This window comes from Oleiphilus sp. HI0125, from assembly GCF_001635355.1.
In genome coordinates, this window is record NZ_LWGF01000724.1 from 1 (window position 1) to 14842 (window position 14842).

Genomic DNA, 14842 nt, shown 5'->3' on the forward strand with positions numbered 1-14842 from the left:
TCAAAAAAAAGGCAGTTTGTATAGATAGTGCTAGGCTAATTTTATAAGCGTAAAAAAATAAAAAACGCGCAAAATAAAAAACAATAGCTTCATTATCAGTTCGGCGAGTAACCATGACCACAATTCTAGTTTCTGCATTAGTAGTAAGCACTGCTCTTATTATTTTCTTAGCTGTAAAGAGTATCAAGACAAGCAAGCTGCTCTCAGCACAAGTAGCCGAGACCAGCGCACTACAAAACAGCATCAGCTCAATGATTGAGACCTCAGAACTCGATACCCTCAAACAAGAGTTCGAACTTGATCAAGCAAGTATGAATAGCAAGTATGCAGAGCTAGAGCACGAGTTAGCACATACCAAAGAACTGTCTCTAAACGAAAAGAACGAGCTCGCACAGAACTACGAAGCGCAGATTCAATCTCTTCGCCATGAACACGAACGCGAGCAATTCCTCCTCACAGAAAAATTAGAGCACGTAGAGAAAGACTTGGCAGAACTAACCAACCTTCTAGTGACGTTTGAACGCTGGCACGAAAGCCTGACACAGTTGATGGAACACAACGCCGAAATGCATCATCAAAACCAAGAGTTCTTCAACATTGTTAAGCAGATTGTGATTCTTGCCTTGAATGCCGCGATTGAAGCTGCGCGCGCTGGAGAGCATGGCAAAGGCTTTGCTGTCGTTGCTGACGAAGTACGAAGCCTTGCCATGCGCAGCCAAGAGCTCAGTGAGAGCTATAAAGAAAATCTTAACAAGAATGACTTTTTAACCACGACAACATTCCAAGACATTCAAGCTGGCGGAAAAATGATTCTGACAGATGTATCTGCAACGAATGAAATTGTGAAAGACCTCATTAGTCGCGTGCAAGTAGCATAACGAGAGGTATAGAAGATGAGTCAACTCGATTTCAACCGAGAAATTCAGCGATTATTCAAATCTGCGATGGATGAAACCTACTACTCGAGTGAAGGCATCGATGTAGTCAGCAGTGACACTAACCAATCAACGCACGAAGAATTCGAACAGTTTTATATGCTCACGATCTCTTCTCAGGAATTTCGTGTACTCACGCTGATTCATCTCAATCACGACGATCAGAGCCGTGCTTACGTAGCGCAAAAGCTGAACGCTACAAGCGAAAGCCTAGGCGACGAACGCTTTTATGACTTTATTGGTGAGCTTGGCAACACCTTGTGTGGCTCAATCAAAAGAGGAATCAACGCATTTATTCCGAGCCTTGGCATGTCTACGCCGAATCGCTTAGAAGCTGGCAGCATGAAATACATGCTGTCTCAAAGACCAAGCTATGAAGCACACCAACATGTTGAGATAAATGGACAAACACTTTTTCAATGCAGCGTTTACGTATGCAACAAAGAAGAATTGAATTACGAGATTAAGCCAGTTTCTTTTGCAGAAGAAGAAATTGAAGACACCGAGTGCGGTGAACTAGAGCTATTTTAAATATAAGAAGAGGCAGTAATGACAAAAGAAACACAGATTGTCAGTAAAGTATTAGTACACGAATGCAATGATGACGCCCTAAGTGTATTGAAAGATGTATGCACAAAGCACAACCTTATTGGTTTAAAGGTTTGCACCGGCAACAACACAATTGGCCTGCGCGACGCCTCTAACGAAATTAGCGAAGTCATGGCATCAAACGTAGATTTAGGTGCTGTATTTTTATCAGAAGCCAAAGATTTAAATGACGTTAGCGGCTTGGAGCTATGCACAAAGATCCATAGAGCACGCCCTGAACTTCCTATTTTTATGCGTCGTGAACATACCGATAGCATGGATGACCTTCCTCCATCAATTCAAGAAGCTCTAGCTGGCTGCTACCAAGTCGAAGAAGCTGACAAACTCAATGAACTTGTCGACAACTATATCTGCAGCATGTACTACCCTGCAGAGCTTGCTAGCGGTGTGATTGATCTATCTAAGGAAGCATTTGAAAGCATCATTCCGGGAGTAGAAGTACGTAACGATCTACCCTATTTGGTTAAAGATCAAATTATATACGGAGAGCTGTTTAGCCTAATTCCGCTAGAGAGCGACTGGTGCCGTGGCTATATGATGCTTCAAACAACAGAAAACGAAGTATTAGACCTAATTCGATCTGGCGCATCTCATATTGAAAAAACGCAACCAGATTCGCGCGATAGCAACGGCATTCTCAACGAAGCAACAAACCTGATCTGGGGAAGCATTCGCTCACGCTACTTCACAAATGAAGTCAGCAGCGAAGGCCTTCGCACACAAGTCCCTATCATGGTCAACCACCAACGCAAGCACATTTCATTCGGCTCAACAGAACCGCAGTTATGCTTCAAGTTTACTTTGCATGACCCGCAAATGCGCTTCCCGGACATTACTTTATACCAGCGCCTAATCTTCAACTTGAGCTGGTCTCCAGAGAAGTTCGCAGAGAGTGAAAAAGCGGTCGATGAATTCGTTGATAACGGCGAATTGGAGTTTTTTTAAACAATAACTTGCACTTACAGCGAAACAGCTATAATCAAAATTAAGCAGTACTAATAAAATTAAGAAAAAGAAAGGCTTGGCCTTTCAGCAGAAGCAAACGCGAGGAAAGCATCATGGCACAAATACTAGTAGTTGATGATTCAGCAACTGTACGTAACGAAGTAAGCAGCTTTTTAGCCGCTAATGACCTAAGTGTAGAAGTAGCAATAGACGGTAAAGACGGTCTTGATAAGCTACAGCGCGACAGTCAAATTAAGCTCGTTATTTCAGATGTGAACATGCCAAACATGGACGGTTTAACCATGGCTGAAAAGGTACGTAGCGACCTTAACAACCAAGGCGTAAATATTATTATGCTCACAACAGAAAGCGACCCACGCATGAAGGCTCGCGGCAAAGCAGCTGGCGTAAAAGGCTGGATTGTTAAGCCATTCAAAGGCGACAATGTTGTTGGTAGCATCAAAAAGTTAGTTGGCGCAGCATAACGAGCCAAACACCCAGACATAAAAAAACGGCGCTTTTAGCGCCGTTTTTTTATGTTCCAAATAAAGGGAAAAGTACTTAATCCCGTAACAATAAAGCTCTACTTCCCTGCTCTATATAGAGCACTATGGCAATGGATAAAACTCAAAGTAAATAAGCGGACCAAATGCCACAAGAATCAAGGTTGTCCCCATAACGAGTAATGGCAAGATAATACGCTCATGACGATAGTAGAAAGTGTCACCTTCTTGTAATGCCAATGTCACCTCTTTATCACCAACAACCTGTCTCGTTAACAAGTGATTCAATGACACTGGCGGACTCAAATAACCCAACTCAAACGCCATCAATGCGGTCATCCAGAAGTGAATAGGATGAATCCCTTGAGCATAAGCTACCGGCGCGATGGTACCCGTCACCAAAATCAACGCACCGAACGGATCCATAACCATTCCGATCAGCACTAAGAACAAGACCATAAAGATCATTGCAGCATATTGCGATTCAAATACTTCTGGAATTTCTAGTACGCCGCCCCCACGCTCGATGATGCCGCCAACTGTAAATGAACACGCCATCAGCATTAGCAAAGCACCAATCTGAATAGCAGAATTATCTACAGCCTTATGAAACGCCGACGACACTGTCGGTGCGGCCATAGCCGTTTTATTGCGCTCTTCAAAGTCTGAACTGAACTTTCTCTCCCAGATCAACACAATGGCTACCAGCACAGGTAAAACGATCGGCGCAGAAAATTCATCCAAATAGGTATCTAGCAAATAGGCGTAAACAACTAAGGTACCAGCCAAAATAGCAATATATGGAATCAAGGGCTTCGCAAGTCTTAAAGACGGCATCAATGCTTCGCTCACCGGCGCAGGATTCAAAGGCTCTTTTTTGGTAATCAATGCAAATACAGCAAATACCACCATGCTTAATAAGAACACCCTAAAGCCCCAATGGAACAGCTCGTCCGTCACGACCTCTTTGTTAAGAATCGCGATACCTACGACCAACAAACAAGGGCGTAATACAACACCAGAGCCGGTCATCGCGGTCACGGCAAGTGACAACTGCCTGCGCGTACCGACACGACGCATCTCCTGATAAACCACTGCACCCATAGCGATAATGATGATACCTGAGGCTCCTGTGTAAGCCGTTGGGTATGCCATCAACGCAATTGCCACAAATGCCATCATTTCGGGCGGAAGCTTCCAAGGACGGAATACATCAAACAACTTCGCACCTAGAAGTGTTTCTTTTAGCATCATGCCGGCAAGAATATAAAGACCAATCGCCAAATGAAGATTGGTGAGCTGGAAGATCTGCGTGAAATAAATAGCGATGCCCGGCAAATGACCTTCTGTAATAAAGAAATGAAAGCACGCCGCGAGTAACATGAAGGTTTGAATTGGAATCGTAAGTAAGGAGCGCAGCCATCCACCACCCTCTTCTAACTCATCACGACGCGGAGTGAAGAACTGATAGACGTTAATCGCAGACAACACCGCACAGCCTCCCATGAGCGCAAAGAACAACTCTGGATTGGTCACTTCGGTTCCTGAATTCAACGACCCTATGTAGAAGGCATAACCAGAAACGCCAAGGCCGACATGAGAAATAAACTGCGCCGTAGTCGAAATATAGTGATCTTTAAAATGGTGAACCGCTCTAAAAGCAATATGGCTGCGCTTAGCGGTTGCCACAATCGTGGCGAGCATTAATAGACTTATTAAGGTCAGCTTCTGATGCGCGATCGCAAACAAACTAATGTCAGCAAACACGTGCTCCAAGGAGCGGAATATCTCAACTGAAGGAGTAAGGTTTTGATCGTAAATAGCGGCTTCATCATGCTTCTTCTGACAAACCCTGAGCTGTCGCACCAATGACTCTCGTGCCGAGTCTCTATCAAAATCATCAACCAACAGTGAAAACGCTTCATTTTCAGCAATATGCTCTTGCTCTAGAACATCTAAGCGACTGTCTATGTCTTCTTGTGGGTCACACTCCGTAATCGGACGATCGCCTCGCAACACAAAATAGTCATCCCACAAATATGCACCAAGTTTAAGCATTTGCGCATGCATATTTTCACTCGTACCGGATGTAATGGTGCCGAGCAATAACAGCAAAATAATTCCTGTAAGAATAGCTTGAGATATCTTTTTAAATTTTGAAAAAGGAGAAGATGAAACTGGAGATGGATCTGAATTAGCTGAAATATCGCTCATCACTGACTCGTCATTATTTTTGTTAATACAAACGAAAGCTTTTTTGAATACTGCTAGCTATTGTGCCAACAAACTTAAGTAAGATGTTGATACATAAGGAAGAGCGAGTACTTCGTCACGTTTTAAAGGATGATAATTCTGGCCGAAAAACTCGCAACAGATGATATGCGTTGCGGCCAACTAGCGAAAATTATTCGTCGCCCAGGCGCCGTTTAATGCCGCAGATTTTGCCAACCTGTAATTGTCATGATCTTGAATTGCCTCAATAAAGCGCGCTAAGCCTCTCTCTGCCTCAACTCTCGTGCCAAAAGGACCAAGGTCTTCACCCTCTCGTGTGGCAATGTAATACTGACCATCAATAACTTGAAGGCGTTCAGAGCGAAAGTAAGTCGCTTTGCCTTCTCCTTTACGAAACTCCATTGCAATATTTCCTTGTCTACCTGATATTGATCTGTGCTGGCATCAAACAACACGAATACGAATACCACGCCACTAATCACAAACCTTATCTAAGTGAACCGCAAGTGCCGCGAATTGTCTCTTATACTTCGGCCATGTCTCCTTTGGATTCAAGCCAAGACTTACGATCCGCTGCTCGCTTCTTACCAAGCAGCATATCCATGTTTTCGACAGTTTGAGCATGATCATCGATTGTTAGCTGAACTAATCGACGCGTGTCGCGAGCCATTGTTGTTTCACGCAACTGCATTGGATTCATCTCACCCAAACCTTTAAAGCGCTGAACATTCACCTTGCCACGTTTTTTTTCTGCTTCGATTCGATCAAGCACACCCTTGCGCTCGGCTTCATCCAAAGCATAAAACACTTCTTTACCCACATCGATACGATACAAAGGAGGCATCGCAACATATATATGACCAGCTTCAACGAGTGGTTTGAAGTGGCGTACAAATAGAGCACATAAAAGTGTCGCGATATGAAGACCATCAGAGTCCGCATCAGCAAGAATGCAAATCTTGCCATAACGCAATCCTTCTAGATTATCTGATCCTGGATCCACGCCCACTGCGACGGCAATATCATGGACTTCTTGGGAGGCAAGAATTTCGGCAGAATCTACTTCCCAAGTATTAAGAATTTTCCCGCGGAGCGGCATGATGGCTTGATACTCACGATCTCGTGCTTGTTTTGCGGAACCACCAGCAGAGTCACCCTCAACCAAAAACAACTCTGAACGCAATGCATCTGCCCCAGAACAATCCGCCAGCTTACCTGGCAGTGCTGGCCCTGAAGTCACTTTCTTACGCACAACCTTTTTGCTTGCTCGCATACGCTTTTGCGCATTACTAATACATAACGCAGCTAACTGTTCCGCTTCGTCAGTGTGTTGATTAAGCCATAAGCTAAATGCGTCTTTCACTACACCGGAAATAAACGCAGCAGCCTCGCGTGAAGATAACCTTTCTTTAGTTTGACCTGAGAATTGAGGGTCACCTAACTTCGCAGATAAAACAAAACAGCTTTTATCCCAAATATCTTCTGGGCCAAGCTTTATGCCACGCGGCAATAAATTTCTAAACTCACAAAACTCTCGCATTGCTTCTAAACAGCCCGTTCTAAAGCCATTTACGTGCGTACCACCTTGCGCTGTTGGAATTAGGTTTACGTAGCTCTCTTGAGTGATTTCACCGCCTTCGGTTAACCACTGTATTGCCCAATCAACCGCTTCGCTATTGCCAGCCATCGACCCAGTAAACGGAACTTTCGGACAAGTTTCAAAGCCATCTGTCGCAGCAACCAAATAATCTTTTAAGCCATCCTCGTAATGCCATTCATCCTTCTCATCCGTTTGCTTGTTCTGAAAAATAACTTGCAAACCCGGACATAGAACGGCTTTTGCGCGCAAGACATGTCGAAGTCTAGAAATAGAGAATTTAACCGAATCGAAATACTGAGCGTCAGGCCAGAAATGCACTTTTGTTCCGGTATTTCGCTTACCAACGCTATCAATCACCTCTAAGCTATCGGTTTTATCGCCATCAGCGAATGCAATGCGATGTAACTTAGCATCGCGGCGGATAAAGACTTCAAGTTTTGTGGAGAGCGCATTAACAACCGACACCCCAACCCCGTGCAATCCGCCAGAGAAGTTGTAGTTATCGTTAGAAAACTTACCGCCCGCGTGTAATCGACTAAGAATTAGCTCGACACCCGGTAGTCCTTCCTCGGAATGAATATCAACAGGCATGCCACGACCATTATCGGTAACCGACAACGAGCCATCCTCGTGCAGCACAACCTCTATTTTGGTCGCATGGCCTGCTAAGGCTTCGTCGACGGAATTATCAATAACTTCTTGAGCAAGATGGTTTGGACGCGTCGTCTCGGTGTACATTCCGGGACGTTTTTTTACTGGATCTAAACCACTAAGAACTTCGATCGAATCAGCGGTGTACTGCTTATTTGCGGATGAGCTTTCAGACATAATGAGAAGGACAAACTATTGAAATACAATTACGCAAGAGCTTAAACAATTAAGGCGCTTGCGCCAATAGCTAAGGACTAAGATGGGGGATGTTTAAGAAACAAAGCCTATTGCGAAGAACGCAGGTTTCGGTCTAATTGCGGATCAATTGTGTTAGCGAAGCCAGATTGTTCAGCAACGTTCTGATATGAAATCTCGAAAGACACGTCGATTCTGTCGCGATCGACAACGAGTGATGAAGCATTATTTGATAAGCGATACGCACCTACCGCCTCTCCCTTGTCGAAGAGACGCGCATCACCATCACTATCCGTACTCGCTTCTAAGTAGTACTCACCTTCAGGAACATCAAAGAACTGAAAATTCGCCGTCGCATTCACATCATCAAAACGCTGCGCTCTGTATATGTCATATGAACCCGCAGCCGCATTCACTTCTTGTTTGCGCAACAAATACACATAGACCCGAGACAATTGCCCAGCAACATCAGCGGCTGCTTTGAAAACAGGAACCGTTTCATTCAACAAAACCCCGCCATCCAAACGATACTCAACTTCTATCATTGCTTGCTGAGCTTGATCACTGACTTGGTCGGGATCAACAGTAATCACGTAACGACTAGCGCCCTGCGCATCGACACTATCTAAGGAAATGTCTAGCCAAGGAACATTTGCCGAAATCAACTCAATAGTAAGATCATCCGACCCTGCATTTCCTATAAACAAACTTGCAGAGCTCGCATAATTACCAAAGCTCAAATTAGACGGAAACACTTCTAGCTCATTCAAAGAATCAGCACCTGCCGCATAAACCGCCTTCTGAGCATTAATCAAACCAGCACCATAAAATTGCTCAGGCATCCCTTGCTCAGTCAATTCACCACGTTCAAGTGCACGCATAAACGAAGCGTTATCTAAAGATGGATCCAGTTCCTTCATTAACGCCGCAATCGCAGCAACATGCGGCGCCGCGAAAGATGTGCCGATCGACAACTCATACCGATCTAATCTACTTGGCGCGATGACGTCATCATCCACCCCATCAAAGTAAATCGAATTAATGTCTGTACCACCGGGAGCCATGACATCAACGTTGTCACCGAAGTTAGAAAATAATGATCTAAACCCTGTGTGATTGACGGAACCAACACCAAAAACCTCCGGGTAATAAGCTGGGTAAAAAGGGAGATCAGATTGTTCATTGCCTGCGGCTGCAACGATAATCACACCTGTCGCTGCCGCATCACGTATCGCATCCTCAATGACAAAACTATTGATGTTAAGACCAAGCGATAAATTGATAATGTCAGCAGGATCAGCAATCTGACGACCATCTGTTGTGCGCAAACCCGCTGCGTATCGAATACCATCAGCAATATCAAACGCAGATCCTTCTCCCGAACTGCCTAGCACTCGAATAGGAATGATTTTCGCATTAAAGGCGGCACCGGCAATACCTTTAGCATTGTTAGTGTCTGCTGCAATCACACCAGCGACTTCCGCGCCATGAAAGGTTCCAAAAGCGACTTCTCTGGCATCCGCGTCACGACCATCCCCATCACCATTCAGTACGTCCGATACAAAGTCATACCCGTCGCTGAACAAGATATTGGATTGAACATCTTCATGACTAGGTGCGACACCCGTATCAATCACAGCTACTCGAACACCCTGCCCCGACGCAAACTGCCATGCTTCAGGAAAAGATAACTGATCTAAATTCCACTGAAACGAACGCAAACTATCATTCACTGATAAGCCTGAGGCAGTCACTAAATAATCCGGTTCCGCATTAGCAACACCGCGCATCCCTTGCAACTGAGAGGCTAGACGCAGCGCTTTAAGCTTAGCTAAATCACTATGAATTCCATCATCAAGCTGCGACACCTCGCCAAATGCATTAACTATATTGACCCTAGCTGATGCGAGCTTGGCATAACCAGCTCGCGATAAACTCTCACCAGCAGCTAACGATCGTGAAGAGCGAAGGTGATAATTAACAGGAGACTGGGCAATAGAGCGTAAAGATACATAGTATTCGGCGTCTTCATCTGCAACAAATTCAACTTGTCTGGCCCAACGTATATCTTCACTAAAAACTGGCGCGCTTTGATTGCTCGATTTGAAGACTTGGAATCTTAAGTAAATAGACTGGTTTGTACCTGTGTCAGCCGGATAAGCCTCAAGCGAGAGTGTTTGTCCATTCAATAATGGCAAGGAATAGAAATCGCTATCATCACGAGCGAAAGAAAGCCCGTTGCTGTATGCGCCATTAGCTGCACTGACATAGCCACCAACAGAGCTTGGGTTGTTTAGTCTCTGCGCTTGGGAAAAGGAATTGTTATTGAGATTGATAGCGAAAGAGCCCGCGACCTGCGTGTCAGAATCTTGCGCCATAGATGATGTGAGTCGAAGGGTGCCTGAAATCGTTCGCGCTTGAGAAGGACCTCCTGCCACTAAACCGCCGTTGATACCTTGCGAGCCATCAGCCTCAGAGCTACCGCCACCACAAGCAGTCAGAAGCATAGTAACGAGCACTATGCACCACCCACCGATACGACCCTGTAAAGACCAATCCTTCAAAATCACAATCTAGTTCTACTCAAAAGACGATTGAAACAACATACATGCTGCTCGTTATATTTTGAGTCTAGCAGTAGCAAGTAAAATATCTCTGCGGAGCATCGCCAAAACATCATAAATATCGCTCAATTAAGTAAATTTTCGTCAACTACAGTCTTGAGATCCCTTGAACACCATTGCTACTATGCATTGAGGCAAGGGAAAGCCGACCATAACACTATTTCAAGGATGAAATATGACAACGAAAAACACATTTCGTGCAGTTCTGTGCACGTTCATATTCTTAATTTCTGCCAACGCGCATAGCGCAATCATCTTTCAAGATGATTTTTCACGCATCAATAGCGACGACGTTGGGCCTGCATGGCTTACTAACGAAGCGCAAGACAACGATGTTGCAATCTATCTTGAACGACTTCGTTTACGAGACATACCTAGTGCCGGATTCACATTCGCTCAAATCGACATCGACACGCATCAATACGTAAGCCTTGAATTAAGCTTTGATTGGCAAGTGCTAAGCAGCACTGAAAAGAGCGACACATTGCTAGTAGAACTTATGAATACGGCCGCGAAAAGCATTATCTTTGAAACGACCCTCGAAACTGCAGGAAGTTATAACGCCAGCATTTTATTATCAGATGCTGCCATTACATCTATCCGCTTTGCGCTTGACGTAAATAGCCAAACCGAGACGGTCTATCTCGACAATATTCAACTCGAAGGAATAAAGAACCCGGTGCAAAAACCTATCGCAAAGGTCGATGAATCGTCTTCATTTGGATTATTTCTTCTTGGACTTGCGGGGCTGATCTGCTGCAGATTACGAAACAACAACTTGGTTCAAAATAAAGCGCACAAGTAACGCGAGTGCAATCACAAACGATACGCCAAACAAAATACCAATAATGATGAAATGACTCGCTTTTCCCTTGCTGAAATCGCGTTTGGCATTTTTCGACTTTTGAACACCAAGCATTGCATACAAAACACTTTGCGTCGTCTGCCACAGGGTCATCTCATTCCCTTTGGCATCTGGGTCACTCGATATCTCTTTTTGCTTAGACATATTTAGCGCCTATCGATTATAAACAATAAGCGACAAGCTACTGCTTAATCACCAAATGGAGTGCCTCTACCGACAAGGCATCTAAATCCATCGACCCTTTTGGATCATACCATGTCGTCGTCCAACTAATAGCCCCGGTTAATAGGCGTCTTAAGACAAATGTATCACCCTGCACTTTGCCATCTGATTTGGCAGCCTCAAGCGTCTGCATCCAAATGCCTTCATATTCACTGCGTAAGCCAAGAATGTAGTCTTGCTTCTCTTCTGAAAGACTTCGCCATTCATAGACGAGAACAGACATTGCATCGCCAGTTACGCCGTTGATCGCATCTATCTCACACTTGATGAGCGCGAGTAGTTTGCTCTCAATGCTGTCTGCTTCTTCTATGCGGCGACGCATTAAATGCGTGTTGTAGATAACAACCTCTTTCATCATCGCTAACAGAATCTCTTCTTTCGATTTGTAGTGATGAAAAATGCTGCCAGATTGAATGCCGACAGCCGCTGCTAAGTCTCTTACCGTCGTACGCTCGTATCCCTTGACACGAAATAGCTTCGCCGCTTTTGCAAGCAATCGTCCTTTAGGCGTTCTAGGGTCTGTCACCTCACCTTGCTCGACAAGATCATCGACTAAATCAAGTTTTTCTTGTTCAACAATAACGGCCACCAGCCACTCCCTAGAAATAAGTATTTACAAAAAACTGATAATAACGAGCTTGCGAACTATTTACAAACCAAGCACTTGCTTGGTAAGGTGCTGATACCAAAAATGAGTAACCCATCTCATCTGCTTTTTTAACTCAGTTTCACGTCGCGAGTAGCGCCGTCTTAGACAGGAAAAAACGCACAATGGCAGAAGCGAAAAAAATAAGAATTGGTTGCGCATCAGCGTTTTGGGGTGACACCGAAACCGCAGCACAGCAACTCGTCGATAAAGGCAACATCGATTACTTGGTTTTTGACTATCTCGCAGAAATCACCATGTCGATTATGGCTGGTCAGAAAATGAAAGATCCGAGCGCTGGCTTTGCACCAGACTTCGTGAAGACGGTCATGGCACCTCTTCTTGAGAAAATCAAAACCCAAGGCATTAAAGTGATCAGTAATGCCGGCGGCGTAAATCCAGCAGCGTGCGTAGAAGCATTAAAAGCGATAGCAGAAAAAGCGGGTATCGAATTAAAGATCGCTATGGTCGATGGAGACAACGTCCTTCCATTAAAGAAAAAGCTCGCTGATCAAGGCGTCGTTGAAATGTTCTCTGGCACACCTATGCCTCCTATGTTCGTAAGTATGAATGCATACTTGGGTGCTCCAGCCATTGCGGCTGCTCTTGCTGAAGATGCTGATATTGTCATTACCGGTCGCGTAGTCGACAGTGCAGTCGTTCTCGGCGCCATGATGCATGAATTTGATTGGTCATGGAGCGATTACGACAAACTCGCTCAAGGCTCTCTAGCTGGACACATTATCGAATGTGGAGCGCACTGTACTGGTGGTAATTTCACTGACTGGGAACTGGTCAAAGATGGGTTTGATGACATGGGCTTCCCTATTGTAGAAATAGATCAAGACGCAGAATTTGTTATCACAAAGCCTGAAAAAACGGGCGGTTTAGTCACAACAGCAACGGTTGCAGAGCAAATCGTTTACGAAATCGGCGACCCAGAAAACTATATCCTTCCTGATGTTGTGTGTGACTTTACACAAGTGAAGCTAGAACAAGCCGCAGACAATCTCGTTCGGGTATCTGGCGCCCTAGGTAAAGCACCAACTGATCAATACAAAGTATCGGCCACCTACCCCGACGGTTTTAAATGTACCGTGACATTTTTACTTGCTGGCATCAATGCAAAAGCAAAAGCACAAGCCGTGGCCAAAGCCATTTTGTCTAAAACCTCCCGTATGATCGAAGCAAAAGGCTTAAGACCTTATTCGGAAACCAGTATCGAACTACTCGGTTCTGAAGCCACATACGGCGAGCATGCCAAGGCTGAGATGTGTCGAGAGATTGTTGTGAAGATTTCTGTCGCTAGCCCAGACAAAAAGTCGCTTGTATTGTTTTCAAAAGAAATTGCTCAAGCCGCAACTGGCATGGCTCCGGGTATTACAGGCATTGTCGGAGGTCGCCCTACTGTTTGGCCGAAGATACGCCTCTATTCATGTTTGATTCCTAAGTCGACTGTCGATCTTGCAGTGAAGTTTGATGAGCAAACACTCGTAGTCAACCTGCCTCATGAAGACTTTGAAGCACTTTGCCCGAGCGAAAACTATATAGGTGACGCACTCGAAACAGCAACACCTCACACCGTTCCGTTAATCAAACTTGCTTATGCTCGCAGTGGTGACAAAGGCAATCATGCCAATATTGGCGTGATCGCAAGAGAGCCAGCTTATATGCCATTCATTAAAGCAGCACTAAGCAGTGACGCTGTCGCGAACTTTATGCGACATACCTTAGATCCTAAAACCGGTAAGGTAACGCGTTGGAATATGCCCGGATTCAGCGCAATGAATTTCCTACTCGAAAACAGCCTTGGCGGAGGCGGTGTCGCAAGTCTGCGCATCGACCCACAAGGTAAAGCCTACGGCCAACAGTTATTAGAGTTCCCAATTCCGGTTTCCCAAGAAATATACGCAAGTTTAGAGAAGTAAATCGATGTCAGGATATCAATCAGTGTTAAAAGAAGGCCTGTTTGAAGGCAAAACCATGATCGTGACCGGCGGCGGTAGCGGCATCGGACGTTGCACAGCCCACGAACTTGCTCAGCTTGGGGCTCACGTTGTGCTCATTGGGCGGAAAATTGAAAAGCTCGAAAGCGTAAAAGCAGAAATCCTTGAAGACGGCGGCAGCGCTGAAGCACATGCCTGCGATATTCGCGACGAAGATGCCGTGAAAGTGTGTATCAAAGCCATCAAAGCAAATAACGAAATCATCCACGGCCTAGTGAATAACGCTGGCGGCCAGTTCCCATCCCCTCTTACGGGTATTAACCAAAAAGGTTGGGAAACAGTCGTGCGTACAAATCTGACAGGCGGCTTTTTGATGGCTAAAGAAGTGTACTTAGCCAGCATGCAAAAACATGGCGGCTCGATTGTAAATATCGTCGCAGACATGTGGGGTGGCATGCCAAATATGGGACACTCCGGTGCCGCACGCGCGGGCATGGTGAATTTCACTCAAACCGCAGCTGTGGAATGGGGTAACTCAGGTGTTCGCGTGAATGCCGTTGCGCCTGGGTGGATCATGTCGAGTGGTATGGATAGTTACCCTCCGGCATTGAAACCATGGATTCGCAGTCTAAAAGACGCCGTTCCTGTCAAACGCATGGGAACCGAAGCAGAGGTGAGTGCTGCGATCTGCTTCTTACTAAGCGACGGCGCTAATTTTATTAGCGGTGATTGTCTACGCATTGATGGTGGCGCCTCTCAAGGTGGTCGCGTATTCCCATTACCGAATGCGAAAAACTCAGAACCCTACGACGGTTTCCACCGTTCCGAAACGCCCGACATATTCAAAGACTAATAAAAAGGCCAAACAC

General features: G+C 45.2%; 12 protein-coding genes and 1 pseudogene. 7 read left to right on the plus strand and 6 right to left on the minus strand.

Annotation, left to right across the window (positions count from 1 at the left end; genetic code table 11):
- Positions 1-617: 617 nt before the first annotated feature.
- From A3762_RS26455 to A3762_RS10560, 4 genes and pseudogenes are all read left to right on the plus strand, one after another.
- Positions 618-878 (plus strand): annotated as a pseudogene (locus A3762_RS26455) (methyl-accepting chemotaxis protein); the annotation flags it as partial.
- Positions 879-893: 15 nt separating this feature from the next.
- A complete protein-coding gene (locus A3762_RS10550) occupies positions 894-1466 on the plus strand; it encodes a hypothetical protein (RefSeq protein ID WP_068754461.1) in 573 nt (190 codons plus the stop codon).
- An 18-nt stretch (positions 1467-1484) separates the two neighbouring features.
- A complete protein-coding gene (locus A3762_RS10555) occupies positions 1485-2489 on the plus strand; it encodes a chemotaxis protein CheX (protein ID WP_068755369.1) in 1005 nt (334 codons plus the stop codon).
- Positions 2490-2602: 113 nt separating this feature from the next.
- Entirely contained in the window at positions 2603-2974 is a 372-nt protein-coding gene (locus A3762_RS10560; protein ID WP_068481218.1) for a response regulator, read from the plus strand.
- Between the two features lie 123 nt (positions 2975-3097).
- Here the strand turns inward: A3762_RS10560 and A3762_RS10565 are convergent, their stop codons facing one another.
- The 4 genes from A3762_RS10565 to A3762_RS10580 all read right to left on the minus strand — a co-directional run bounded on the left by A3762_RS10565 (position 3098) and on the right by A3762_RS10580 (position 10234).
- A complete protein-coding gene (locus tag A3762_RS10565; protein ID WP_082869073.1) occupies positions 3098-5206 on the minus strand; it encodes a TRAP transporter large permease subunit in 2109 nt (702 codons plus the stop codon).
- A gap of 180 nt (positions 5207-5386) precedes the next feature.
- Complete coding sequence (locus A3762_RS10570) at positions 5387-5626, minus strand: DUF6316 family protein (protein ID WP_068755371.1); 240 nt, start codon at positions 5624-5626, stop codon at positions 5387-5389.
- 121 nt (positions 5627-5747) lie between these two features.
- Positions 5748-7652, minus strand: a complete 1905-nt coding sequence (parE, locus tag A3762_RS10575) for a DNA topoisomerase IV subunit B (protein WP_068755373.1) — start codon at positions 7650-7652, stop codon at positions 5748-5750.
- 107 nt (positions 7653-7759) lie between these two features.
- On the minus strand, positions 7760-10234 hold the full coding sequence (locus A3762_RS10580; protein WP_156493392.1) for a S8 family serine peptidase: 2475 nt from the start codon (positions 10232-10234) through the stop codon (positions 7760-7762).
- 235 nt (positions 10235-10469) lie between these two features.
- Between A3762_RS10580 and A3762_RS10585 the strand changes: the two genes are divergently transcribed.
- Positions 10470-11099: a hypothetical protein gene (locus tag A3762_RS10585; protein WP_068755377.1), complete on the plus strand. Its 630-nt coding sequence runs from the start codon at positions 10470-10472 to the stop codon at positions 11097-11099.
- Here the strand turns inward: A3762_RS10585 and A3762_RS10590 are convergent.
- Positions 11058-11303, minus strand: a complete 246-nt coding sequence (locus tag A3762_RS10590) for a DUF2970 domain-containing protein (protein ID WP_068481202.1) — start codon at positions 11301-11303, stop codon at positions 11058-11060. The two genes, A3762_RS10585 and A3762_RS10590, sit on opposite strands and share 42 nt — an antisense overlap.
- Before the next feature lie 37 nt (positions 11304-11340).
- Positions 11341-11970, minus strand: coding sequence for a TetR/AcrR family transcriptional regulator (locus tag A3762_RS10595; RefSeq protein WP_304439281.1), 630 nt, complete (start codon positions 11968-11970; stop codon positions 11341-11343).
- A gap of 182 nt (positions 11971-12152) precedes the next feature.
- On the opposite strand from A3762_RS10595, the gene A3762_RS10600 reads away from it, so the two are divergent.
- Both A3762_RS10600 and A3762_RS10605 read left to right on the plus strand, forming a co-directional pair.
- Positions 12153-13955, plus strand: coding sequence for an acyclic terpene utilization AtuA family protein (locus tag A3762_RS10600; protein WP_068755380.1), 1803 nt, complete (start codon positions 12153-12155; stop codon positions 13953-13955).
- Positions 13956-13959: 4 nt separating this feature from the next.
- Entirely contained in the window at positions 13960-14826 is an 867-nt protein-coding gene (locus A3762_RS10605; RefSeq protein WP_068755383.1) for an SDR family oxidoreductase, read from the plus strand.
- Positions 14827-14842: the final 16 nt, after the last annotated feature.